General features: G+C 54.9%; 19 protein-coding genes and 1 pseudogene. 11 read left to right on the forward strand and 9 right to left on the reverse strand.

The annotated features are described in order from the left end of the window. Nucleotides 1-191: 191 nt before the first annotated feature. The 6 genes from EHV15_RS23345 to EHV15_RS23370 form a co-directional block, all read right to left on the reverse strand. On the reverse strand, nucleotides 192-1,031 hold the full coding sequence (locus tag EHV15_RS23345; protein ID WP_128633332.1) for a 1,4-dihydroxy-6-naphtoate synthase: 840 nt from the start codon (nucleotides 1,029-1,031) through the stop codon (nucleotides 192-194). Next, nucleotides 1,028-1,753: a futalosine hydrolase gene (locus EHV15_RS23350; protein WP_128633333.1), complete on the reverse strand. Its 726-nt coding sequence runs from the start codon at nucleotides 1,751-1,753 to the stop codon at nucleotides 1,028-1,030. The genes EHV15_RS23345 and EHV15_RS23350 overlap by 4 nt, the downstream gene beginning before the upstream one ends. Nucleotides 1,754-2,029: 276 nt before the next feature. After that, nucleotides 2,030-3,040: an NADPH dehydrogenase NamA gene (gene namA, locus EHV15_RS23355; RefSeq protein ID WP_128633334.1), complete on the reverse strand. Its 1,011-nt coding sequence runs from the start codon at nucleotides 3,038-3,040 to the stop codon at nucleotides 2,030-2,032. A gap of 282 nt (nucleotides 3,041-3,322) precedes the next feature. Beyond that, complete coding sequence (locus EHV15_RS23360; RefSeq protein WP_128633335.1) at nucleotides 3,323-3,514, reverse strand: hypothetical protein; 192 nt, start codon at nucleotides 3,512-3,514, stop codon at nucleotides 3,323-3,325. Then, the gene (locus EHV15_RS23365) at nucleotides 3,511-4,665 is read right to left on the reverse strand and encodes a DUF4062 domain-containing protein (protein WP_178075939.1); all 1,155 of its coding nucleotides are present in this window, start codon (nucleotides 4,663-4,665) and stop codon (nucleotides 3,511-3,513) included. The genes EHV15_RS23360 and EHV15_RS23365 overlap by 4 nt, the downstream gene beginning before the upstream one ends. A gap of 80 nt (nucleotides 4,666-4,745) precedes the next feature. Then, nucleotides 4,746-6,551: an SgrR family transcriptional regulator gene (locus EHV15_RS23370; RefSeq protein WP_128633337.1), complete on the reverse strand. Its 1,806-nt coding sequence runs from the start codon at nucleotides 6,549-6,551 to the stop codon at nucleotides 4,746-4,748. 203 nt (nucleotides 6,552-6,754) lie between these two features. On the opposite strand from EHV15_RS23370, the gene EHV15_RS23375 reads away from it, so the two are divergent. After that, nucleotides 6,755-6,937: a hypothetical protein gene (locus EHV15_RS23375; protein ID WP_128633338.1), complete on the forward strand. Its 183-nt coding sequence runs from the start codon at nucleotides 6,755-6,757 to the stop codon at nucleotides 6,935-6,937. Nucleotides 6,938-7,033: 96 nt separating this feature from the next. Further along, nucleotides 7,034-8,110: a glycosyltransferase family 4 protein gene (locus EHV15_RS23380; protein WP_128633339.1), complete on the forward strand. Its 1,077-nt coding sequence runs from the start codon at nucleotides 7,034-7,036 to the stop codon at nucleotides 8,108-8,110. 67 nt (nucleotides 8,111-8,177) lie between these two features. Here EHV15_RS23380 and EHV15_RS23385 read toward each other — a convergent pair whose 3' ends face one another. After that, nucleotides 8,178-8,954 (reverse strand): YheC/YheD family protein, encoded by a 777-nt coding sequence (locus tag EHV15_RS23385; protein WP_128633340.1) that lies wholly within the window; start codon nucleotides 8,952-8,954, stop codon nucleotides 8,178-8,180. A 175-nt stretch (nucleotides 8,955-9,129) separates the two neighbouring features. On the opposite strand from EHV15_RS23385, the gene EHV15_RS23390 reads away from it, so the two are divergent. The 5 genes from EHV15_RS23390 (at nucleotide 9,130) to EHV15_RS23410 (ending at nucleotide 14,942) form a co-directional block, all read left to right on the forward strand. Then, a complete protein-coding gene (locus tag EHV15_RS23390) occupies nucleotides 9,130-9,582 on the forward strand; it encodes a MarR family winged helix-turn-helix transcriptional regulator (protein ID WP_128633341.1) in 453 nt (150 codons plus the stop codon). A gap of 23 nt (nucleotides 9,583-9,605) precedes the next feature. Further along, on the forward strand, nucleotides 9,606-10,853 hold the full coding sequence (locus EHV15_RS23395; protein ID WP_128633342.1) for an MFS transporter: 1,248 nt from the start codon (nucleotides 9,606-9,608) through the stop codon (nucleotides 10,851-10,853). Between the two features lie 150 nt (nucleotides 10,854-11,003). Next, nucleotides 11,004-12,575 (forward strand): spore germination protein, encoded by a 1,572-nt coding sequence (locus tag EHV15_RS23400; protein ID WP_128633343.1) that lies wholly within the window; start codon nucleotides 11,004-11,006, stop codon nucleotides 12,573-12,575. A gap of 4 nt (nucleotides 12,576-12,579) precedes the next feature. Continuing rightward, nucleotides 12,580-13,833: a Ger(x)C family spore germination protein gene (locus EHV15_RS23405; RefSeq protein WP_128633344.1), complete on the forward strand. Its 1,254-nt coding sequence runs from the start codon at nucleotides 12,580-12,582 to the stop codon at nucleotides 13,831-13,833. A 20-nt stretch (nucleotides 13,834-13,853) separates the two neighbouring features. Further along, a complete protein-coding gene (locus EHV15_RS23410; protein WP_128633345.1) occupies nucleotides 13,854-14,942 on the forward strand; it encodes a GerAB/ArcD/ProY family transporter in 1,089 nt (362 codons plus the stop codon). A 69-nt stretch (nucleotides 14,943-15,011) separates the two neighbouring features. Here the strand turns inward: EHV15_RS23410 and EHV15_RS23415 are convergent, their stop codons facing one another. Then, nucleotides 15,012-15,194: a hypothetical protein gene (locus EHV15_RS23415; protein ID WP_128633346.1), complete on the reverse strand. Its 183-nt coding sequence runs from the start codon at nucleotides 15,192-15,194 to the stop codon at nucleotides 15,012-15,014. Between the two features lie 336 nt (nucleotides 15,195-15,530). Between EHV15_RS23415 and EHV15_RS23420 the strand changes: the two are divergent. Together EHV15_RS23420 and EHV15_RS37555 are read left to right on the forward strand one after the other, a co-directional pair. After that, nucleotides 15,531-16,682 (forward strand): annotated as a pseudogene (locus tag EHV15_RS23420) (family 8 glycosyl hydrolase); the annotation flags it as partial. 12 nt (nucleotides 16,683-16,694) lie between these two features. Then, entirely contained in the window at nucleotides 16,695-17,108 is a 414-nt protein-coding gene (locus EHV15_RS37555; RefSeq protein WP_281281728.1) for a discoidin domain-containing protein, read from the forward strand. A 381-nt stretch (nucleotides 17,109-17,489) separates the two neighbouring features. Here EHV15_RS37555 and EHV15_RS23425 read toward each other — a convergent pair whose 3' ends face one another. Further along, nucleotides 17,490-20,840, reverse strand: coding sequence for a DEAD/DEAH box helicase (locus EHV15_RS23425; protein WP_128633348.1), 3,351 nt, complete (start codon nucleotides 20,838-20,840; stop codon nucleotides 17,490-17,492). 182 nt (nucleotides 20,841-21,022) lie between these two features. On the opposite strand from EHV15_RS23425, the gene EHV15_RS23430 reads away from it, so the two are divergent. Next, nucleotides 21,023-21,730 (forward strand): FHA domain-containing protein, encoded by a 708-nt coding sequence (locus EHV15_RS23430; protein ID WP_246061748.1) that lies wholly within the window; start codon nucleotides 21,023-21,025, stop codon nucleotides 21,728-21,730. A 1-nt stretch (nucleotide 21,731) separates the two neighbouring features. Next, nucleotides 21,732-22,745, forward strand: a complete 1,014-nt coding sequence (locus tag EHV15_RS23435) for a glycerophosphodiester phosphodiesterase family protein (RefSeq protein ID WP_128633349.1) — start codon at nucleotides 21,732-21,734, stop codon at nucleotides 22,743-22,745. The last annotated feature ends 32 nt before the right edge of the window (nucleotides 22,746-22,777 follow it).

The raw sequence follows: 22,777 nt of genomic DNA on the forward strand, positions 1-22,777 counted from the left end.
GACATAAATTACCGCTATGCTGGGACGGCCATTTCCTCCCCGCGCTTAAAGCGAGGGGAACAGTCCACACGCTACAGTGAGTAGGACCAACCTGTAAACCGCACGCATCGGAGCAGCTAAATGAGCATACCCGCCACAAATGAGCAGGCCCAAGGCAAATGAGCATTTCCACCGCCGGCGACGGCCGCGCCTTATCTCAGCTTCGCGGGATCCACCTTCGGGACCAGCCCTTCGGCCGCGGCGCGGTCGAGCAGGGCGGCTACGGCGGCATAGCCGTCTTCACCCAGTTCCGCCGTGTACCGGTTGACGTACAAGTTGATGTGCGCCTGCGTCACTTCCGGCGACATTTCCTGCGCGTGGCTCATCACGTAATCGGCGGACGCCTCGGGATGAGCCCAGGCGTATTCGACCGATTCCCGCGTCCAGCGGGCGAGGGCCGGCAGGTCCAGCGAGCGGCGGGCGATGATGGCGCCAAGCGGAATCGGCAGTCCCGTATCGGATTCCCACCAGCTGCCCAGATCCTGAAGCATCGCAAGCCCGTAGTTCTGATAGGTGAACCGGGCCTCGTGAATGACCAGCCCGGCGTCGATGTCGCCGCGCTGCACGGCCGGCATGATCTCGTCAAACGGCATGACGATGATTTCGCCGACGCCGCCCGGAACATGCTGCGCGGCCCACAGCCGGAACAGCAGGTAGGCGGTCGAGCGTTCGCTGGGGACCGCTACCCGGCGTCCGGACAGGGCGACCGCGCCCTCCGCGCCGCCCTCCGTTCCGGCGGTCAGCACGAGCGGCCCGCAGCCGCGGCCCAGCGCGCCGCCGCAGGGCAGCAGCGCGTATTCGTCCAGCAGCCAAGGCAGGGCGGCATAAGAGACCTTAAGCACATCAGGTCCTTGACCGGATGTCGCGAGGCCGTTCGTAATGTCGATATCCGCATAAGTCACGTCCAACTCGGGCGCCCCAGGGATTAGACCGTGCACCCAGGCGTGAAAAACGAAAGTATCGTTGGGACAAGGGGAAAAAGCGATTTTCATGATAGCAGCACCTCCGGTAGTATTGTGCAGGCTTGTTCCAGCGCCCGCAGGGCATCGCCGATTTTCCACAGCTCGCGCTGGCGCGGGCCGACGGCGTTGGAAATGGCGCGCAGCTCCAGCGCCGGAAGGCCAAACTGGCGCGCCGCTTCGGCGACGCCGAAGCCTTCCATCGCTTCGGCTCCCGCGCCGGGGAAGCGCGCCCGCAGCGCTGCGGCCGTTTCCGCCGTGCCGGTGGCGGTCGACAGCGTCAGCACCGGCCCGCAATAAGCCGGGAGTCCGGCAGCGGCAAGGGCCTCCGCCCAGCGGGCGGCGAGCCCGCGTTCCACCGCGATCCGCGCGGAGCCGAAGCCAAGCTCGTCCACGCTTGCGAAGCCATCCGGCGCTTCCGCCCCCAGGTCGGCGGCGATGATTTCGCTGGCGACGACCAGCGAACCGACCTCGGCGACCCCGGGGAAACCGCCGCCGATGCCCGCGCTGATGACGAGCTTGTATTCGCCGCCAGTGCGAGCGAGCGCCGCTGCCGTCGCGGCGGCCGCCGATGCCGGGCCAACGCCGGCAAGGCGCACCTCTGCGCCGGTATGTGCATGTCCGCCCAGGCCACGCAGCACGGCATCCCGTTCCGCCTCCACCGCCGTCATGATCAGGACGCGTTTCGGCGCACGAAATGAAGCGCCACCGGCCGCGGAGGCCCCTGGACGATGTATGAAATCAGAAAGGTCCATAACAGCTTGACAACTCCTTAACCAAACTCACTCTTCAAATTATATAGCTCTGTTCCGGGAATTCCAAGCAGGGCTTGGCCGGGGCCGCTGAGATTCAGGGCCAATCCGCAGAGCAACTGCGCCGTTTGACAGCGGCCAACCGGCCCGGGCAGCGGCAGCAAAAACAGCAAAAACCAGCAAAAAACAGCAAAAACCGGACCTTGAGCCTACGCAAACCTGCGTACGAAAGCTCAAGGTCAGGCTTATAAAATAGCTTTCACCAATCCTAAGCGGGGGTCAGGCTCTCTGATATTGAACGGGACGTTCCAGCGTTGTGCGCAGCTCCTTGGCCGCTTCGTACGGCCAATAAGGATTGCGCAGCAATTCGCGGCCGAGGAACACGAGATCGGCGCGGCCGTTCCCGACAACTTCCTCCGCTTGGGCCGGGCTGTTGATCAAGCCGACCGCCCCGGTAGCGATGCCAGCCTGTGCGCGAATCTGATCCGCCAGATTCACTTGGTAACCGGGGAATACGTCGATTGAGGCCGGAACGAGCCCACCGGAGCTGCAGTCGATCAAATTGACGCCCTGTTCCTTCATACGGCGGGCATAATCAACGTATTGGTCCAGCGAGTTTCCTTCCGGCGTATATTCATTGGCCGAAACCCGCACGAACAGCGGGCCGTCCCATACGGTTTGCACCGCGTCGATCACTTCGCTGAGCAGACGGTAACGGCCGTCCGCGTCGCCGCCGTATTGATCGTCCCGCCCGTTCGAAACCGGGGAGAGGAATTCGTGGATCAGGTAACCGTGGGCGCCATGGATTTCGATCACATCGAACCCGGCTTCCTTCGCCCGGCGCGCCCCTTCCCGAAAACCTTCGACGATCCGCCGGATATCGTCCGCGTCGGCGGCTTTTGGCATTTTCATGTCCGGGAACGGGATGGCCGATGGAGCAACGATCGTTTCGTCCAGCACCGCTTTTCTGCCGGCGTGCGCAAGCTGAATCCCGATCTTGGCGCCGTTTTGGTGAACAAGGTCTGTGATTTCCTTCAGCCCGGCGATATGCTCATCGCTCCAGATGCCGAGGTCCTTATAGCTGATCCGTCCTTTGGGAACGACGGCGGTCGCTTCCACGATGATCAGGCCGACGCCGCCTACGGCCCGGCTGGCATAGTGAATCCGGTGCCAGTCGCCGATTTTTCCGTCCTGGTTCGGGGAAGAGTACATGCACATAGGAGACATGACGATTCTATTTTTTAAGGTAACCTGCTTTACCGTCCATGGGGAAAACAGTTTGGCGCTCATTACAACCACTCCTTCTAAATTTATCGTTTTTGACCAAAAAACAACCCATCCTATATCATCGTAATTCACACCACACGAAGATACAAGTACGCACGAATTTGTAGTATAGTATACTTTTTTATACTATAAACGGGAGGCTTGACCTTAATGATTTTGGGCGCTGCCGTCGGACTGAAGCTGATTTCGTAAAAGGGGAGCTCTGCCAGCCGCCGCCTTAAATGCTAAAAACCGCTTCGCCCGGCAATTTAATGTCGGAGCAAAGCGGTTTATGATTTGGAAAGCTTAAACCTTTTTGCTGGCCTGGGCAAAACGGTCCTTAATCTGTTTGTTGTTGCGTTTCATCGCCGAGCGCTGGTCGCGTAAAATTTGGGAGGAATTTTTGTCCGAAGGCGCAAACAGCAGCGCTTCCTTCGGCTGAAAACCGACGGCTTTGGAGACGACTCCGTTTTTGGATACGAATACACCGCGACTCAAGACGGCATCCCTCCTAAACATAATTTCACAAATTGAATGATGACCGGATTTTTACTCATTATAGCATGATTGGCGCTCTCTTTGTAGCGGATGAATTTCCTGTAATCCCATGCCGGGTCGGCCGGGAAATGCAGCGTCAAGACATATTCGCCCGAGCGGATGCAGTAATAGAACATGCTTTTTGATTCCGTGAAAAAAACCTGCTCCTGCTGGTTCCCCAAATGGTAGGTTAATACGGCGTAGGAGCCGTTGTTGTCAAGGGTGTATTCCGTCGGTCCGTTCGCCTCGCCGGCTTGAGCCACGGCCTTCAGCCTGTCACCCGACCGGACGTACAGCGTGGCCGCGCTGCAATCCTTGTAATGGCCGACCTGTTCGCTAATATACTGTCCGTATCGGTGCTCGATCATTCCGCCGTCAAACGGGGAGATGAGCCTCCGAAGAAACGCCTCCGGTTCCCGCAGACCGCCGATATCCAGCTGCGGAAGCAGGCCGCTGATAAGCTCGTACGCTTGATCGAATTGCTCCAGACGTTCGCTGTTTTGTTCGATCGACAGCTCCAGCGGAAGCAGTAGAGAGCCGCGCCTGAGCAGATCGCTGAAATACCCGCGCCAATCGATCGGAACGCCCAGCGAAAGATCGTCGATGTATATTTTGCGTATGGCGATGTCGTAAAGCAGAAACCATATGTAAGGATCGATATGGGAAGGCAGGCTGCGCTCGGCAGCCAGGAGATCCATCATATGCCGGGAGCTCGGAAACCGTTCTTCCTTGGCGATAAACCGGTCGATGAACGGTTCAAGCAGCGGCTTGACGCTGCCGAAAAACAGCGCTTTGATCTGGACGTCGCTAAAGACGAGAATCGTTTTACCGGCTTCAAACGCTTTGATGAATTCGAGATGAGTGACCGTTCGATCGGCACCCGGATCATAGGTGCCGGCTTTGCCGCCGATAAACAGCAAATAAATGTCGCATTCCTCCACCGCCTCGAGGCAGCGGATCACGGGATCGGTCCCGGCCGGCCACGGACCGAGATTCTCCTCCCACATGACCGGCTCATGCCCCATAGCGGCCAGTTCCCGGAACGCGGTTTTGCGGAGAGGCTTCAACCCGTCTTCGTTCACGGAGCTAATGAACACCTTTGTTTTCGCCACGGCTAAATACACTCCCGGATCGGTATTTCCAGCATTTTCTTCCATTATACCCCAGCCTGGCGGATTTGGACATCACCGTATTATCCCGCCGGCAGCGCAGAGGTCAACCAGATGTCCTTAAAATCCATCCAGCCGAGATTGTTGATCGCGAGCCCCCGAATCGACGGATGAACGTAAGTGTGCAGCTTCTGGTGAACCAAAAACATCACCTGGGCCTCTTCCTGGAGCCGGAATTCGATTTGCCGGAGTAAAGCCCCGCGCCGTTCCGCGGAGGAGGAAGCCAGCACCTCGGCCACCATGCCAAACACCCAGCGCGTCAGCTCCGGGGGCATCGTCCGGCGCAGGAAGCTGTTATCCATCAAATAACATTCCAACTCGCAAACTTCGTCTTCGGCGAAGACGAGGCAGGACAAAACGCAGTCCGCCTCCTGGGAAAGATCGGCCGTGTTGATCATATTCGATTTGTCCGCATAGCGGATTTCCACAGGAATTCCGATCGTGGCGCATTGCCACCGGATCCATTCCGCTTCATCGCGGTCCAGATAATTGGCGACAAGGCGAATCGGGGCACCGTCGTATCCGGATTCCTCCAATAGCTGCCGGGCCGCCGCGGGATCGTGGCGGTGGATGCCGAGTGCGGCATCTTCGGTAGGCCGGAAACTGCGGGCCGGGTATCCCGGTTTTCCGGTATGCGCGAGCATGCCGGGACGGTCGATGATCAGATTGACCGCCTGACGGAAAGCCAGCGATTGCTGGGGACCCTTTTTGTTGCGGTTCCAGTTGATCAGGCTGCATCCTTTGCAGAGCTTTTCGATCCGCTCCCAATCCGTGCCGGCACGATCGGGAATACGGGTATCGCCCCCGATAATCTGCTCCCATTTGATTCGGGAGGAATTCGGGATGTTATCGGGCAGGAAGACGAGGGTTACGCCGTCCAAATAAGCTCTGCCGAGAAAATACGCCGGGTTCACCTCCAGCTCCATCCGGCTGTCGCTCCAGTGCGTCAGACGAAAAGGGCCCGTACCGCTCGGCTGCGTCCAAAAAGCTTGCTCATCCCGGCCGAGCAGGTCGGAGGGAAGAATGGAAGCGCAGGATGAACAGAGGAGGCGAGGGAACAGCCAGTTCGGCTGGGTCAGGAAAAATTTGACCGTTCTCGGGTCAGGCGCCTCCATGCGTTCCACGGTAGCCAACAGCCAGAGGTTGGCCGAACCGTCTTTCAGACGGCCGAAGGTAAAGATGACGTCTTCCGCGGTCAGCTCTTTGCCGTGGTGAAAACGGACGCCTTTACGAAGGTGGAACGTCCATTCACCGCCGTTTTCACTATGCTCCCAATGGTGCGCAATCATCGGGACGACTTCGCCAAGCGTTCCGTCGAATTGGACCAGCCGGTCGAACAATTGCCGGACCAAATGCGAGTCGAACCCGTAAAACAGGTTGGCCGGATCAAGCGTCATCGGCTTCCTGTAAACGGGCAGGCGGAAAATGTCCCTGCAGCATTGGCCGGCGGCGAGCTGTTCTACCCCGAATTGCTCGTTCAGCCATAAAATAAACTGCTCCACCACCGGCTTATCCTCTTCGTACTGATTGAGGAACTCAAACGCCTCTCGATATTCCCCCTTTTGCGCCAGCGTTTGTGCCAGCTGCAGAAGAAAAGCGGACCGGCCGGCGCGCAGAACGAGCCGGGAACGATGGCCGCGGCCCCGGCCGGGATGCCACTCGATCAGCCCTTCCTCCTGCAGCTTGCGGATAATCAGCTTGACGTTTCGTTCGGTGCAGTGAAACAGCTCCGTTAAATCCTCCAGCGCCACCTCCACTTCCCGCGTTTCCAACGATTCCGGCCCGGAAAAATGATTGAGCAATGTTACATAACGTTCTGCCGTTAACATGTGAGTATCGCCTCCACAGCGGATATTATCTTGATGTTTGCAAGTACAAAGAACCGCATATTCCGGACATGTCCCCGCATATTTGCTTAAAAGGGGAAGTGCTTTTGGAATAGTGTACACTTTTTCTACCTGCTTTTAAAGCGGATAATGAGAGCAGTCAAGGCAGCTTGGATAAAACGGGAAGCCGTAGGGAGGTCATACGCATGAGTTTCGATGAATTTTACCGCAGGGAGCGGGAGCTGAAGCAGTTTCATGACACAAAAAGCAAGCTTTACGAAGCTTGGCATATAGACGACAAGATCATTCGGGAACGGTGCGGCAAGGGCAAAAGGGCGGAAACCGCGTGGGTGAAGACGCTTCGGGCGTTTTTTCAAATGGTCAAATGACAGAACTCTAAATCCGGCCTTTGCCCCGGAAGCAACCAAAGGTCCAAACGCATATGGTGAATAAGCCGTCTGATCCTATGCGTTAAGGAGGAGAACATGAATATTTTAATGGTTGCGCCCGAACAGATTCCGGTTCCGGGGAACGGGTCGGTGGAAATTTGCATGCTGGCCATCGCCAAAGAGCTGGCCGACCGCCATACCGTTACGCTCGTCAGCAGAAAGTCAAAAGGTTTGCCGCCGGTGAGCCGCACCGGCAAATTAACGATTGTCCGCTTGCCTTCGGGCAGTTCGAACCGATATATCGCTTACGTGCTGAATTATTTAAAAGGCAGAAACTATGACCTGATTCAGGTCGACAACCGCCCCTATTATGCGGCCAAAATCAAAGCCGCGTTTCCGTACACACCGGTCTCGCTGTTCCTCCATTCGTTAACCTTCGTTAAAAATACCGCCGCGGTAGCTCCCAGCATAGCCAAAGCCGATCTCATCGTCGCCAACAGCGATTCGCTAAAGGCAAAATTGTCGGAGCGATTCGCCAGGTTGGCGGGCAAAATATATACGGTGCATCTGGGAGTCGATACCGAGCGTTTTAAACCGCCGGCCCGGCGCACAGCCCCTTCAGATCAATTGCGGGTGCTTTTTGCCGGAAGGGTCATTCCCCGCAAAGGAGTTCCCGTTCTGATCAAAGCCATGGAACTGGTGCGGCGGGAAAAAGCCGGAGCGAGCCTGACGGTCATCGGAGGAGGAAAAGCCGGGTATTTGCGGGATTTGCGCCGGTTAGCCGGCAAACACCGGGTTCCCGTCCGCTTTGCCGGGAAGGTTCCGCATCGGCTGATCGACCGTTACTTCCGTCAGGCCGACTGCTTTGCTTGTCCTTCTCAAGAGCACGAAGCGTTCGGGCTGGTCAATGTGGAGGCGATGGCATCCGGGCTGCCTGTCGTGGCGTCCGATATCGGGGGGATCGGGGAGATCGTAAACCATGGCTACAACGGTTATTTGGTGAGGGCCTATACGGATCCCCGAGAGCACGCCAAGTGGATTTTGCAATTGGCGAAACATCCGGAATCGGCCGCCAAAATGTCCAGACAGGCCAGACGGGATGCGGTAGCCAAGTTCGGCTGGAAGCAAACCGCCGCAAAGCTATTGAAGATTTATAACCGGTACGTGTCCTAAAAATGGAGCGGAGGATAGCCGTAATGCAGGCATTATGCGGCGATCCTCCGCTCTTTGGGTCAGGCGGCTATTTGTCCTGAAACCTCCCGTTCGCACGGGAATAGCGGATGACCGTGCGAAATACGTTTTTGTCCTTTAACTTCCTGAATATAAACGGGTCCGGCGACGTATTAACTTCGAGAATCCAGGGACGCAGCTTTTGGTCGATGGCAATATCCGTCCCGATCTCGCGGATCCCGGGAAAAACCTTATGAAGATGGTTGGCGACGTCTGCGCCAAGGTCTTGCAAATTTACGCAGTATGACTTGATCTTCGGACCTTTCATATGGGGCGAAAGCAGTTTTTCCGCGGGCACCAGCGTCCCGTCGCTATGATAATTTGTGACGATTTTTTTGGGGTGGGCCAGCCTGCCGATATAACCGGTTGTTTTCCAGACTTTTTGCGGCGTTTTTTGGACCATGATCCGCAAATCAAATGTGCGGTTTTGATAGGTGAGCAAGTGAATGCCTTGCTGAATGAGGTAGTCCCCTTTAACTTTATGCTGTTGGATGGACGCGTAAAGCTCGTCGAAAGTATTGAAGGAACGGACCTTTGTTTCGAGCTGGTAGCGGTACGGGGCGTTGCTTGCCGACGGCTTCAGGTCCACTCTCATGACTCCTTTTCCCATAGAGCCGTTAACCGGCTTGACGTACACCATTTTGTGCTTCTTTAGCATATTGAGCAGGTTGGCCCGATCGAATTTTCGCATCTCCGGCAGGTAAGGCTTTAGATCTTTGTTTTCCAGAAGCGCTTTATTTTTTTTCCATTTGCTGATCACATGGCGTGGTTGCCGGCCTGATTTCATGGTTTAAAATCCCCTTTGTGACGGTTTTTTCTTACAGGCAGTGTATTCCGGCTATATTGAAAAGGGATAAGGTAATCACCTATGCGGCGGCAAAAATCTGCGGGCGGCTTTACAAGAAAAGTTAGTTATAATACTATTGTTATAACAACTAATTTGCGGAAAGGGAAATTTGCGGATGGAGGTAAATCAACGTGGGGCTGACTTGGCTGTCGGCTTCATTATGGGCGTGACCCACCGGAAAATTGCGTCATTACTGCAACATCGTTTGAAGGAGTATGACATTACGCCGGAGCAGTGGTCCGTGCTCAATCAGATCGACCAATCCGAAGGTTTGATTCAGAAGGAGATTGCCGGCCGGTGCGGCAAGGACAAGCCTACGACCACGCGCATCCTCGATTTATTGGAAAGCAAAGGCTTAATCTACAAGCAGACCGGAAAACAGGACCGCCGATCCTTTGCGGTGTTCAGTACGGAACGCGGCCGGACGTTGATCCGGGAAACGATCGCGCTTGAGCAAGGGGTCACGGAGGAAGTGAAGCGCTGCATGTCCGAGGAGGAGTACCGCGTGCTGCTGAATTTGCTGGAGCGGATCAACGTGCATCTCACCGGCCAACTGGAGAACAATTAGATAGAGAGTGGGAGAAATCAGAGATGAAGGAATCAATTCAATCCGAACCGTTGTGGACGAGGTCGTTTATTTCGTTAACGATCTCTACTTTTTTGCTGTTTTTAAATTTGCATATGCTGTTGTCTTCGTTTTCCGCTTACGTCAAAAACGAACTGGCCGCCACGGATTTGCAGGTTAGCCTGGTGACCAGCGTATTTGCGGCTTCCGCCATCGTTACGCGCTTTTTGGCGGCGGCATTGTTAAAAAGAATGTCTTCAAACAGCTTGCTGTTCATCGGCCTGATCATCGCGGCGGCAATGACCGCGCTGAACAGCCTGGCCGGATCCGTCGGAGGGCTATTATTGATGCGAGCGGGATACGGGGTCGGATTCGGGATCGCCAGCACGATTTTGCCGACGCTGGTGTCGCAAATCATTCCGCTCCGGCGCATGGGGGAAGGCATCGGTTATTTCGGCTTGTCCACCAGCTTGGCGATGTCGGTTGGACCGATGCTCGGACTTAACATGATGGGTCGGTTTGGATTTGGCGCATTGTCGCTGGCCGGCGCGGCAGCTGTGGTGATCATGTTTCCGCTTTTGCTGCTGACCCGGGCGCTGCCGCCCGCTTCCCGGGGCCGGGACTTAGGCAAGGCTAATCAAGAAGAGGCAACAGCCGGCCGGAAGGAAAGTGCAGGCAGGAATACCCGCGGTTTTAACCGCAAGCTTTTGTTCCCGGCCTTTTTAAATATCGTATTGGCGATTACTTACAGCGGGCTGCTCAGTTTTATCGCACTTTATGGAGAGTTTGTCCATCTTTCGCAGGTGGGGCTGTTTTTCCTGTTTAATGCCATTACAATCGTCATTATCCGGCCGATTTCCGGACGTATCTTCGACAGTAAGGGTCACGCCGCCGTTCTTTTGCCCGCGGCAGCTTCGGTGATCGCCAGCATGGTGATCTTATCGTTTACAACCTCGCTGGGCATGCTGATTTTGTCGGCATTGCTGTACGGTCTTGGCTTTGGCGCGATTCAGCCGACGATACAGGCCTGGATGATTCGCAGCAGCTCGCCTGAGCAATATGGCGCAGCCAACAGCATGTTCTATAATTCCACCGATTTCGGCGTTGCGATCGGATCGGTGATTTTGGGAGCGATCGCTTCCGCCACGGATTACGCCGTCATGTATCGCTATTCCGCCGGGTTTATGGGAATGTTTATCGTCATTTATTTGCTGGTCATGGCGGCAACCAGGGCTGGTCAAGCTAAGGCTAAACCTAACGCCAACGAACGATAATTTCGAATATGAGAGTGAAAAGTTCAAGAAGAGCGGGCCGAGGGCATTTCCTCGCATCCCGCTCTTTTTTATTGAATCCAGCATAGGCTGCAGAATACAAATTATGGATATGGGCCATATTACTGTTAGTTCACGGGTTGGAGGCGCGTCATGAGGAAACTAGGCCGAAATCTACGAAAAGGCAGCCGGGGAAGAGTCACTGCCCCTGCGGATCGGGAAATGGGTCAAACGTCAAGCGACGGGCTCTACGGCTCATTATCCGGGACGATTTCTTATCTGCGCTCAAAAATGGGCGGCAGCTCCGATGTCGTCATTCGCCGGCTGCAAAACCGCGGTCCGGCAGGGGAAGACGTGGCCGTCTGTTATATTGGCGGGCTTATCGATCAAATGCTTTTAAGCAAATTGATCGACGATTTGGACAAGCGCTTCTTTATTGTGGATCAGGACTATCCGAGCGAGCCGCTCGCCGACCAAATCGGGGCCGGAAACGTAAAGCGGATCTCAGGCGGGACCGATCTGATCTCCGCCATATTAAGCGGTTCCGCCGCGATCGTTATCGACGGGGCGCAAGGCGCCATCGTTGCTTCCATTCCGGGCGGGCCGCGCAGATCGGTCGAAGAGCCTTCGACCCAAACCGTCATTCGCGGGCCAAAGGAAGGGTTTACCGAAGAAATGTCCACGAATATGGCTTTGCTGAGACGAAAGATCAGGTCTCCCGATCTGCGTTTCGAAAACCGGACGGTGGGGACTTACACGCAAACGAAGGTCGTCGTCGCTTATATCGAGGGACTTGCCAATCCCGCCGTGCTTCAAGAGGTGTTTAACCGCCTTGATGCCATTCATACGGACAGCATTTTGGAAGGCGGTTATATCGAGGAATTTATCCAGGATAAAGCGTTCACCCCGTTTCCGACGATCATGAACACGGAACGTCCCGACGCCGCGGCAGGAAGTTTATTGGAGGGACAGGTTGTCATTCTGGTGGACGGAAGTCCGTTTGTGCTGATTTGCCCGGTCACGTTTTTCAAATTTTTCTTGTCCAGCGAAGATTATTATCAGCGTTACGATATATCGACCTTTTTGCGCGGCATCCGCCTGCTTTCCTTCCTTGTCGCCATGTTGCTTCCTGCCTTGTATATCGCCGTGACCACCTTTCATCCGGAAATGCTGCCGACCACGATGCTGATCAGTTTGGCAGCGCAGCGTGAAGGGACTCCTTTGCCGGCACTGCTGGAGGCGTTGCTGATGGAAATCACGTTTGAAGTCATCCGCGAGGCCGGGGTTCGCATGCCGCGGGTGGTCGGGTCGGCGATTTCGATCGTCGGCGCGCTCGTCTTGGGGCAGGCTGCGGTGCAAGCCGGTTTGGTATCCGCTGCGATGGTCATCATCGTATCGTTTACGGCCATCTCCAATTTTGTCATCCCTACGTTCGGCATGTCGTCCGCGGTCAGACTGATCCGGTTCGGATTAATGATCCTGGCCGGAACGTTTGGGCTCTACGGCATATTGGCCGGCCTGATTCCGATCCTGATGCACCTTGTTTCCTTAAGCTCGTTTGGGGTTCCTTATTTATTGCCGGTCGCCCCGCTGAGTTTTGCGAATATGAAGGATGTCTTTATTCGGGCGCCCTGGCCAAAGATGAAGAAGCGGCCGACGTACATCAACGAAGACAACAAAACAAGACAAGGCTCCGTACCGAACGACGGGCTGATTAAAAAGTAGGGGAATGAGCGCCATTATGCGGGTGTTTTTGTTGTGTTGCGCTGCAGCGGTCCTATGTCTTACTGCAACCGGATGCTGGAATCGTACGGAACTGAATGAGCTAGGCATCACCGTAGCCACGGGGTTCGACCGGTCCGGAAACGATTGGGAAATATCCTATCAGATTGTCGTTCCTTCCGCCACGGGGACAAGCCAGGGAGGAGGAGGGGGCGGAGGCGGAGGCTCCCAGCCCAGCGTAACCGTGTTTACGACGAAAGGCAAGACGATTCGGGAAGCGGCCGCTTTAGGGTATGTGGAGAACCCGCGCCGTCTTTACTTCGGCCATACCGAAATTACGGTGATCGGTAAAGAGGCGGCGGAAGCGGGGATCAACCAAATTTTAGATTTATACTTCCGCAATGTTGAAGCGCGTGAAACCGTACTGGTTGCCGTAACGGACCGCAAGGCTTCGGATATTTTAAGAAATATGGTGCCTCCGGAGAAAATGCCGGGCAGCGCGCTGGCAGATATTATGCACAAACAGCAATCCAATACCTCCTATTTTCCAGTTATTAACCTGTTTCAACTGGCGCAAAAAATTTCATCCGACTCACGGGCGGCCGGCGTTCCGGCCATAAGCGTCCCCGAAGGCAGCGAAAAGCCCTTAGAATCCCTGGATATCAACAAAACCACCTCTCCTCCCGTTAAAATGAAAGTCGTGCGTCTGGGAGTATTCAAAGGCGATCGGCTGGCGGGGTGGCTGAACCCGGAGCAGAGCTACGGCATTGCCTGGCTTTCCGATCAGGTAAAGGGCAGCACTCTGTCGTTTGCTTGTCCGCGTAGCGATCCACAGAGTAATCTTGGGGGCTCCCTTCGCATAAATAAGGCGAAAACGAAAGTAACTCCCGTCAAGGCGGGGGATCATTACAATATGAAGGTTCACATTCAAGCCAGTGGAGACTTGATGGAATACATGTGCGGCGGCGATCCGTTCAGTCCCAAGACGATACAGGCGATCGAGCGGGAAGTTGGCGCTACGATCATCGACACGGTTAATACGGGTTGGGAAGCCGCGCAAAAAATGCGCGTCGATTTGCCGGGATTTGCCGGAAAAATCCACCGCAATGATCCTAAAGCCTGGAGAGAGCTGAAGGACAATTGGGACGAGGAACTCTCCAAGATCAAGTTGGAAGTGTATGTGACGGTAAAAATCGAGCGTCCCGGCCTGTTGAAGAAATCGTTTAAACAGCTATCTAACCAAAACGGCCATAGTGGATGAACCAGGAAGAAGGTGAACTCATGAAGCAGGAGAAATCCGGACTTGCCGAATTGATTAGCGGATTTGTATTGTTTGAAGTCGGGAGCACCACGTTGTTTCAAATCGGTGGTGATGCCGGGCAAGATGCGTGGGCCGCCATGGCCATCGCCGCCGTTGCCGGCTTCATTCTTTTATTAATGTACTTGGCTATTCATCGCCGCGACCCCGAACTTGATCTGTTCGAATTGTGCCGAAAATATTTGGGGAAAACGGCGGGTTCGCTGCTTTCCGTCTTGTTCGTCGTTTATTTTGCTTATGAAGCCTCACGTAATTTACGTGATTTGGGAGAATTGGCCGCTTATGTGCTTCTGAACCGAACTCCGCTGGTGGTCATTATGCTCATCGGGCTCGCTATCGTGGCCAACAGTGCCAGATACGGCCTTCGGGTCGTGTTTCTTTGTGGTCTTGTCTTATTTCCGCTCGTTGTTTTAAGTTATATGATACTCATTTCGATGATCGGGGGACTGGGGCTAATGCACTTTGAAAATATGCTTCCTATATTGGAAAACGGCTTAAAGCCCGTGTGGAAGGAAGTCCCGAACATTATCTCTTTCCCTTTCGCTCAACCGATGCTGTTTCTGGTATTTTTTTCGCGGCTGAAAACGGAGCAAAATGCCCGCAAGGCTTTTTTGATCGCTTATGGGTGCACTGCCGTGTTCCTAATTGCTGTCAATCAAATCAACGTGCTGGTGCTCGGCCCCAAACTGGCGAGCACGGTAGCCTTTCCGCTGCTGCAAACCGTACAACTGATCGAATTGGCCGAAGTGTTTGAGAGAATGGATGTGCTGTTTGTTATTGTTTTGTTTATGGGGCTTGGCGCCAAAATGCTTCTGTTTTATATCGGCGCCGTGAAGGGATGCGATCGGGTTACCGGAGTTCCTTATAAAAAATGGATCATTCCGGTGGGCATAGCGATTTTTGGTGCTGCTTTAACATCTCCGAATTATTCGCATTTTATATGGGTCGGTCTCGAAGTTGTGCTGAAGTGGTACCCGCTGATTCAAATATGCGCTCCGGCGCTGCTGTTCATGGCGATGCTGATCAAGCGCAAAAAGAAGCTGCAGCAGTAAGAAAAACATCTGGCGGTGTTCTAAAAAAATCCGCTATGGCCACCGGCCACGCGGATCGTTATCGACGGCTTATTGTTTTGCGGAATCGGTATCGGCAAACGGCGCCGGTTTGGCCACCCATTCGTCGGCTTCCGGTTCGATGTCCACGCCGCTTTTCATTTTCTTTTTTTCGGCCATAGAGTCGCCGGCAGGATCGATTTTATTGCGAAGTTTCGCTTCGTCGCGGGAATGCTGCCCGTTTTGCTGTTCCATGCTGTTCCTCCTTGTGTCTCACTCTGTTAGTGGTAGTTTACCTTATTTATCGTTTCCCGATCCGTCCGATTACAAACATTTTAACGCTTACCGTCTTGCTTTCACTTCTTGTCCAATTGTAATAAAATACAATTAAGGACATCCTTGCTATTCATATCCGACGACCGAAAACGTAAGGCTTGATTTGCACTTTCGATTCGAGGAGGAATGATGATGTTTTTTACAAGGAAAGCGGCAGTACCTGCTCTAAAGCTTCAAAGGTTATGTGTGATGCTTATTTGCATGACGGTGTTCGTTTCGGCGGGATGGCTCGGTCCGGAACGGCGTGCGAACGCTGCCGGGGAATTAAAGCCATTTCCGCAGCAGGTCAGTTACCCGGGAATCATTAAACCGAATCACGTAACGCAAGCGGCGATGAACCAGGCCGTAGCGGAGTATTACAACTACTGGAAAGCGAAGTATCTCAAACACGACTTAACATCATTGCCGGGCGGATACTACGTGAAAGGGGACATTACGGGAGATCCGGACGGCTTTACCGCATTAGGTTCCTCCGAAGGTCAAGGGTACGGGATGGTTATTACCGCACTAATGGCTGGTTACGATCCCGACGCCCGGACGATTTACGACGGATTGTTTAAAACGGCAAGGGCTTATAAAAGCTCGGGCAATCCCAACCTGATGGGTTGGGTCGTGGCGGACGATCCGGCCGCGCAAGGGCATTTCGGTTCGGCCACCGACGGCGATCTCGACATCGCTTACTCGCTTATTCTCGCTCATAATCAATGGGGATCAAGCGGCGCGATCAACTATTTGCAGGAAGCGAAAAAAATGATCACGGACGGCATCAAAGTCAGTTATGTCACCAAATCCTATCGCCTGAACCTGGGCGACTGGGATTCCAAAGATGCGCTCAACACGCGCCCTTCGGACTGGATGCTTAGCCATCTTCGGGCTTTTTACGAAGTGACGGAGGACGAAACCTGGATCCACGTCATCGATAGTTTATACAATGTGTACCAGCAATTCAGCGCGGCTTATTCGCCAAACACCGGGCTGATCTCGGATTTTGTGGTAGGAAATCCGCCTAAACCGGCTCCGGAATGGTATTTGGATGAGTTTAAGGAAACTAACATTTACTATTACAATGCAAGCCGGGTACCGCTGCGCGTCGTGATGGATTACGCCTTGTACGGAGACACGCGGGGCAAAGCGATCGCGGACAAGCTGGCGGCCTGGATTCAAAGCAAGACCGGCGGATCGCCCGCAGGCATCAAAAACGGGTACAAGCTGGACGGTTCGGCCGTCGGGGACTACGCCACGGCGGTGTTTGCCGCTCCGCTCATCTCGGCGGGAACGGCCAGCAGCGCCAATCAGGCATGGGTCAACGCCGGATGGGATTGGATGAAGAATCAGAAAGAAGACTATTTCAGCGATACCTACAATTTACTGAACATGCTGTTCCTTTCCGGCAACTGGTGGAAACCGGACGCCCAAACCGTGCCGCCTTCGGCGCCCAATCTGGCCTTGAACAAGCCGGCGGTATCCAGCTCTATTGAGGGCGTAGGATTTGAGCCTAGCCAAGCGGTCGACGGCAACCAAATGACAAGATGGGCCAGCCGCGAAGGCAGCGACCCGGAATGGATTTACGTGGACCTGGGATCGGTCCGGCAAATTACCGGGGTGAAGCTGCGCTGGGAGGATGCCTATGCTAAGCATTATAAAATCCAGGTATCCACCGACAGCGGCGATCCCGAAAATTGGACAGACGTCTATACGGCGACAAGCGGTGACGGGGGCATAGACGAAATTCCGCTGGACTCCAAGCCGGCCAGATACGTAAGAATGTACGGGATCGGGCGGGGCACCCCTTACGGCTATTCGCTTTACGAGTTTGAGGTTGCCGGGCAGTAGCGCGGCAAGGATAATCGCTGCTGACGGCTGTCCGACATTCCCGGCTGTTCACTGTCGGCTGGCTGCTGACCGCTGGTCGCGGAAATAGCGGTATAAAAAGGCCTTATTTTCGTCAAAAAGGGAGTATAGCATAAATAGAGGATTTTTTTACCGCTATTTTAGAAAGATGGGGGCGAAAGGCGCCTTTTTCCAATCATGGCCTTCAAATAGGGACCAAAAGTTCCGCTATTTTCCGCAGGAGTGGTAAAAACTCAAAAATAGCGCCATAAATTACCGCTAGTTCCGGCAACATAGACTGCCCAAGCAAGTTCCTACTTCGCCTCTCTACGCCAAAAGCATGGTTTGCTCATTAAAAACCCGCCGGAGCTCCGGCGGGTTTTCTCATATCATCAGGATTTCGCGGATCTCCTGCTCGGTGAGCGCCGAGAACGACTCCTCGCCGGGCTTCAGCACTTCCTCCACGAGGTTCTTTTTCTTCTGCTGAAGCTCGTACATTTTGTCTTCGACCGTCCCTTGCGCGACCAGGCGGATCACCTGAACGATATTTTTTTGCCCGATCCGGTGGGCGCGGTCGGCGGCTTGCTCTTCCACCGCGGGGTTCCACCACAAATCGTACAAGATGACGGTGTCCGCGCCGGTGAGATTCAGACCGGTGCCGCCCGCTTTCAGCGAAATCAGGAACAGATCGCGCTCGCCCCCGTTAAACCGGCTGCAGAGCTCCACCCGTTCGGAAGCGGGGGTTTTCCCGTCCAAGTAAAAGAACGGAAGTCCCCGGTATCCCAATTCGCGGCCGATGAGCCCCAGCATTTCCGTAAACTGCGAAAAGATCAGCACGCGTTTTCCCGCGCTTTGGCATTCCTCTACCATTTCCATCAGTTGCTCGAATTTCGCCGAGCTGCCCTCGTAACCGTCGACGAACAGGGCGGGATGGCAGCATAGCTGGCGCAGCCGCGTAAGTCCGGCCAAAATACGGATGCGGTTTCGCTGAAAGGCGTCCTCGTTTAAATGCTTTAACGTTTCCTGCTGCAGCTTGGCCAGATAGGCGACGTACAGTTTCTTCTGCTCCGGCAGCAGCTCGGTCGCCTGCAAGGACTCGATTTTTTCCGGCAGCTCTTTGAGCACATCGGATTTCACGCGGCGCAGCAGAAACGGGCGAATCCGCTTTGCGATCGTATCCCGGGACAACTCGTTAAACGCTTGGCGGCTCGGGAAAAGCTCCGGGAACACGGCGCCGAAAATCGACCATAACTCCTCCAGCGAATTTTCGATCGGCGTCCCCGTCAAGGCAAACCGGTGTCTGGCCTGAAGGCTTTTGACCGCCTGCGCGGTTTGGCTGGCATAATTTTTAAAGCTTTGCGCCTCGTCCAAAAAAAGCGTATGGAACGACAGCTCGGCAAATTGCTCGATGTCCCGGCGCAGCAGGGGATAGGAGGTGATGATCACATCGGCTTCGGCCGCTTCTCTTAGCGCTCTTACTCGTTCGGCCTTGCTGCCGTCGGCGATCACCGCCTTGATTTCCGGAGCGAACTTCACCAGCTCGTTTTTCCAGTTATAAATCAAGGACGCGGGGGAGACGATCAGCGCTGGCTGTCCGGACGCGGCGATCTCCGGGAGCACCGAAACGATGAAGGCGATTGATTGCACCGTTTTGCCGAGGCCCATATCGTCGGCCAAAATCCCGCCGAAACGGTAATGGGCCAGCGTCTTTAACCACTGGAAACCATATGCCTGATAATCCCGCAGAACGCCGGAGAGCTGGGCCGGAACCGGGAAGTCCAAATGATCCGGATTCCGCAGGTTATGGAGCAGCTGCCGCAGCGATTTGCCAAGCTTGATCGGGCTTCCGGGTTCCGTTTGTTCCCGGAGATGGATGCCGCGGCTGAGCGGCAGACGGAACTCACTGCCTTTAATTTCATTCCGGTGAATGCCGAACTCGTTTATAAATTTGACGATTTCCTGGAATTCGGCGCTTTCCAGCGGCATTAACGCCCCGTTCGGAAGACGGTAGTACCGTCTTTTTTCCTCTATAGCCAGCAGCAAGCCGCGAATTTCCGATTCATTAATGCCGTCCATGTCAAAGCGGAACTCCAGCCAATCCGTACGCTCGTCCAGCTCCACGGAGATTTTGGGCGGCCTAAGATCGGACAAGAGCCTAACCTTCACGGCCGAGGTGGCGTAAATCTCGAGCAACTTCTCAAGCTCAGGCACGATATGGTACAGGAACTCATATTCCGCTTCTTCGTCGTCCAGAAAATAGCCGCTTTCCGTTTTCGCGAACGAGCTTGTTTCCATCAATTCGAGAATTTGCCGTTCTTTTTCGCTGTCCCGCAGCAAAATCAGGTCGGTTCCCCGCTTCGGGCCATGTTCTTCCAGAGGGTTAAAAATAATGTCCCCGTATTGGAATTCCAGTCCGGCGAGCAGGCGATCCTTCACCCGGTCCAGATACAGCTTGGCTTTAAGCTGCGTGCGCACCATGCGCCCCGCAACGTTGTCTTCGATTTCGATTTTGCCGAGCTTGGATAGTCCGGGTAATACCTTTTCCACAAAGGGCTCGATTTGCTCGGGCTGCACGATGATCCGCTGCTTGCGGGCCGTCGCCAGCAGATGTTTGATTTCCGCCAGCCGCCGGCAATCTGCCGCCGGCTGTTTGATGATTTTGCCTTCGGTAAGAATGACCCCGTAATCTTCCAGGATGACACAATCGTCAAGACCGCGGACGGAAAAATGAAAGTGGTTGTCCCCGGCTTCACCCAGTTCGAATTGCAGGGGCAGCGGTTCATCGGAAACGTTTAGGCTAGGCCAGGTTTGTCCATACTGCTCCAATTCGGCGGCCGGGGCTTCCGTCAGCAGGGGCAGCAGCCGATTCCAAAAAAACGGCGGGATCGGCAGCAGCCGGTCTCCGTTCCCGTATATCTTGGCAGGCATATAAGCGCCGAAGGTTTCCTGATACATCCGCTCGTTGCGGTTAATTTCAATCAGCTGCTGCAACAGCCCCTCGTCGGCCGGCAGGAAGCTGTGACGGTCCGGATCGTAGCAGAAATGCTTGGAGAAGATGAAAGGCTCACGCCGGTCGACTTTATCGAGAAAGTCCCGGATGTTTTTGACGATATAAGGGCGTTTCTCGCCGACTTTCATCTCCACCCCAAACAGGTGCTTCCGGTACCCGTAGGGAACGGGACGCAGCGTAAAAACGGCCTGCAGCGGCGTTCTTGCATCGAAGCGGGCCCCGGCGCGGAGCGGCAGCTTCGTTTGGTCCTCGAACAAATGCATCATGTCGCGGGCGATCCAGATGTCCCGGGAAGAAATTTCAACCGGGCGCGCTTGGGGAGCAGCGTTCTGTGCCTCATCATAAGCATCGTCCGAGCCGCGCTCCCTATATCCCTCGTCTACCTCACGTCCGGTATGCAGCAGGGAAGGATAAGATCGCACCGGGGGCTTGCCGTTTTGCTGCATATCGTGAACGCCCAGCAGCACCGCCGCGATATGTTTGCAGTAATTGGTATAGGTATAAAAAGCCGGACAATTGCACTCCGCTTGGACGTCTCCGTGTTGATCGATCTGCACCGATACGTGATAAAGGCCCGTTCCCGACACATCCGCCGCATAGACGCGGGAAGCGTGGTCGATTTGCTGGAAGGTTACTTTTCCGGCCCGGTAATAGGCCTCCCCGCGCTCGTAAGAAATGCGTCCGCACAACAATTTGATCACACGCTCTGTTAGTTGAAAGCTCATGGTTTATTTCCTTTCTCCGTTCGACAATGATCTCCCATTTTATGATACCAGATAACCGCCGTTTGGAAAAAGCGCCGCTCAATCTTAGTCCTGTTCAGCATCAGTCAACTGTCAGCGTATTGTCAGCCGGGTTGCCATGTTGCCCGCCCGCAAATTAAGATAAGATGATGATGTTACATGGAATGGAGGGAGCAGGGCTGGATACTTTCGCCTGTATTTATATTCTTCGGGGGGAACCGTTTCGCCCCGGAACTTGCCTGAATTTATACCGGGACGTCACGGAGATCGGCCGCGCCTCTTCCGGGAGCGCCCCGGATCTGGCGTTCACGAATATTTTCATTTCCCGCAAGCATTTGACCCTGCGGAAAGAGGGGGACCGGGTCGTCGCATACGACCGCGGCAGCCGTCACGGAACGGAGCTGAACGGGGTGCGGATGCTCCCGAATGCTCCCTATGTGCTGGAAACGAACGATATCCTCAAGCTGGCGAGAGGAACGGGCGTACTTCATTTTTCGTATTCGCCGGGGGAGCAGACGCTGGAATTTGAGCCGCCGGATGATCTGCTTCAGGGGCAAGAGACAGCGGGCGAGCAAGTCGCGATCCATTGGGAAAAACGGGAATGCATCGTGGACGGCGTGAAAATTTCGATGTCGGAACGGGAGTTTTTGCTGCTTCAATTGCTTCACGAGCATCCCAATCGTTTGGTCGCGATTCCGGCGATCAAGCAGCGGGTTTGGTATGACCGGCAAAGCGGCCCGGACGGCCTGCCGGACGTCACGATGGACGAATTAAGCACGCTGATCTACCGCATCCGCAAAAAATTCGGCAGGGACACGTTCCAGATCAGCGCGGTCCGGGGCAGCGGGTATATTTTGGAGAAGGAGTCATGACATGCTGGGGAAGATCATAAGGCGAAAAAGGACGTGGCTTCTGCTTGCCTTTCTCGTTTTCGTTTACATAAACAATTCATCGCACTTCACGGCTTCGCGGGGTGATGAGCCTAAACTGCTGGCCCACCGGGGGCTGGCGCAAACTTTTCCGATGGAGGGCATCGACAACGACACCTGCACCGCGGAGCGGATTTACGAGCCGGAGCATGCCTACTTGGAAAATACGATCGCTTCCATGGAAGCGGCGTTTGCGGCGGGAGCGGATATGGTGGAGCTTGACGTCAAGCTGACCAAAGACGGGCAGTTTGCCGTGTTTCACGATTGGACCTTGGATTGCCGGACCAACGCGTCGGGGACGACGAAAGATTATACGATGGCCGAGCTGAAGATGCTGGATATGGGCTACGGATACACGGCGGATCAAGGGAAAACGTACCCGTTCCGGGGCAAAGGCAGCGGGCTGATGCCGTCGTTGCCGGAGGTGCTGGAACATTTTCCAGGTAAAACTTTCCTTATTCATATCAAAAGCAATGATCCGGAGGAAGGAACGCAGCTGGCGGATTTTTTATCGACAAGGTCTTCGGAGGAGCGGAGCTTGCTGACCGTTTATGGCGGTGACGAGCCGATCCGCACGCTGCAGGAGCAGTTGCCGGACCTGCGGGTTATGTCCAAGGCGGCGCTGAAGCGATGTTTGCTGTCGTACGAGGCTTCCGGGTGGACGGGATACATTCCGGCCGCTTGCCGGAATACGGAACTGCACATTCCCGAGAAAATCGCCCCGTGGATTTGGGGGTGGCCGGACAAGTTTCTGAACCGGATGGACTCGGTCGACACGCGGGTCGTTGTGGTCGGCGGCGACGGCAGCGATTTTTCCAGCGGCTTCGACACGGCGGAGGACCTGAAGCGGCTCCCGGCCGGTTACTCCGGCTGGATCTGGACGAACCGGATCGATAAAATCAGCGCGGAACTGGGCAAGGATAGGATTGATGTTGAGAACGGCTATCCATATACTTAAAGCTAGTACATAAGTATATCGATAAAGCGAGA

The organism is Paenibacillus oralis (genome assembly GCF_003863965.1).
Classification (GTDB): domain Bacteria; phylum Bacillota; class Bacilli; order Paenibacillales; family Paenibacillaceae; genus Fontibacillus; species Fontibacillus oralis.

Excerpts from the sequence above, each read along its gene's own strand:
- EHV15_RS23345 (WP_128633332.1), bottom strand. The coding sequence starts at position 1,031 with ATGAAAATCGCTTTTTCCCCTTGTCCCAACGATACTTTCGTTTTTCAC.
- EHV15_RS23380 (WP_128633339.1), top strand. The coding sequence starts at position 7,034 with ATGAATATTTTAATGGTTGCGCCCGAACAGATTCCGGTTCCGGGGAAC.
- EHV15_RS23415 (WP_128633346.1), bottom strand. The coding sequence starts at position 15,194 with ATGGAACAGCAAAACGGGCAGCATTCCCGCGACGAAGCGAAACTTCGC.
- EHV15_RS23425 (WP_128633348.1), bottom strand. The coding sequence starts at position 20,840 with ATGAGCTTTCAACTAACAGAGCGTGTGATCAAATTGTTGTGCGGACGC.
- EHV15_RS23395 (WP_128633342.1), top strand. The coding sequence starts at position 9,606 with ATGAAGGAATCAATTCAATCCGAACCGTTGTGGACGAGGTCGTTTATT.
- EHV15_RS23430 (WP_246061748.1), top strand. The coding sequence starts at position 21,023 with ATGGAGGGAGCAGGGCTGGATACTTTCGCCTGTATTTATATTCTTCGG.
- EHV15_RS23410 (WP_128633345.1), top strand. The coding sequence starts at position 13,854 with ATGAAGCAGGAGAAATCCGGACTTGCCGAATTGATTAGCGGATTTGTA.
- EHV15_RS23400 (WP_128633343.1), top strand. The coding sequence starts at position 11,004 with ATGAGGAAACTAGGCCGAAATCTACGAAAAGGCAGCCGGGGAAGAGTC.
- namA (WP_128633334.1), bottom strand. The coding sequence starts at position 3,040 with ATGAGCGCCAAACTGTTTTCCCCATGGACGGTAAAGCAGGTTACCTTA.
- EHV15_RS23435 (WP_128633349.1), top strand. The coding sequence starts at position 21,732 with ATGCTGGGGAAGATCATAAGGCGAAAAAGGACGTGGCTTCTGCTTGCC.
- EHV15_RS23390 (WP_128633341.1), top strand. The coding sequence starts at position 9,130 with ATGGAGGTAAATCAACGTGGGGCTGACTTGGCTGTCGGCTTCATTATG.
- EHV15_RS23385 (WP_128633340.1), bottom strand. The coding sequence starts at position 8,954 with ATGAAATCAGGCCGGCAACCACGCCATGTGATCAGCAAATGGAAAAAA.
- EHV15_RS23370 (WP_128633337.1), bottom strand. The coding sequence starts at position 6,551 with ATGTTAACGGCAGAACGTTATGTAACATTGCTCAATCATTTTTCCGGG.
- EHV15_RS23350 (WP_128633333.1), bottom strand. The coding sequence starts at position 1,753 with ATGGACCTTTCTGATTTCATACATCGTCCAGGGGCCTCCGCGGCCGGT.
- EHV15_RS23405 (WP_128633344.1), top strand. The coding sequence starts at position 12,580 with ATGAGCGCCATTATGCGGGTGTTTTTGTTGTGTTGCGCTGCAGCGGTC.
- EHV15_RS23375 (WP_128633338.1), top strand. The coding sequence starts at position 6,755 with ATGAGTTTCGATGAATTTTACCGCAGGGAGCGGGAGCTGAAGCAGTTT.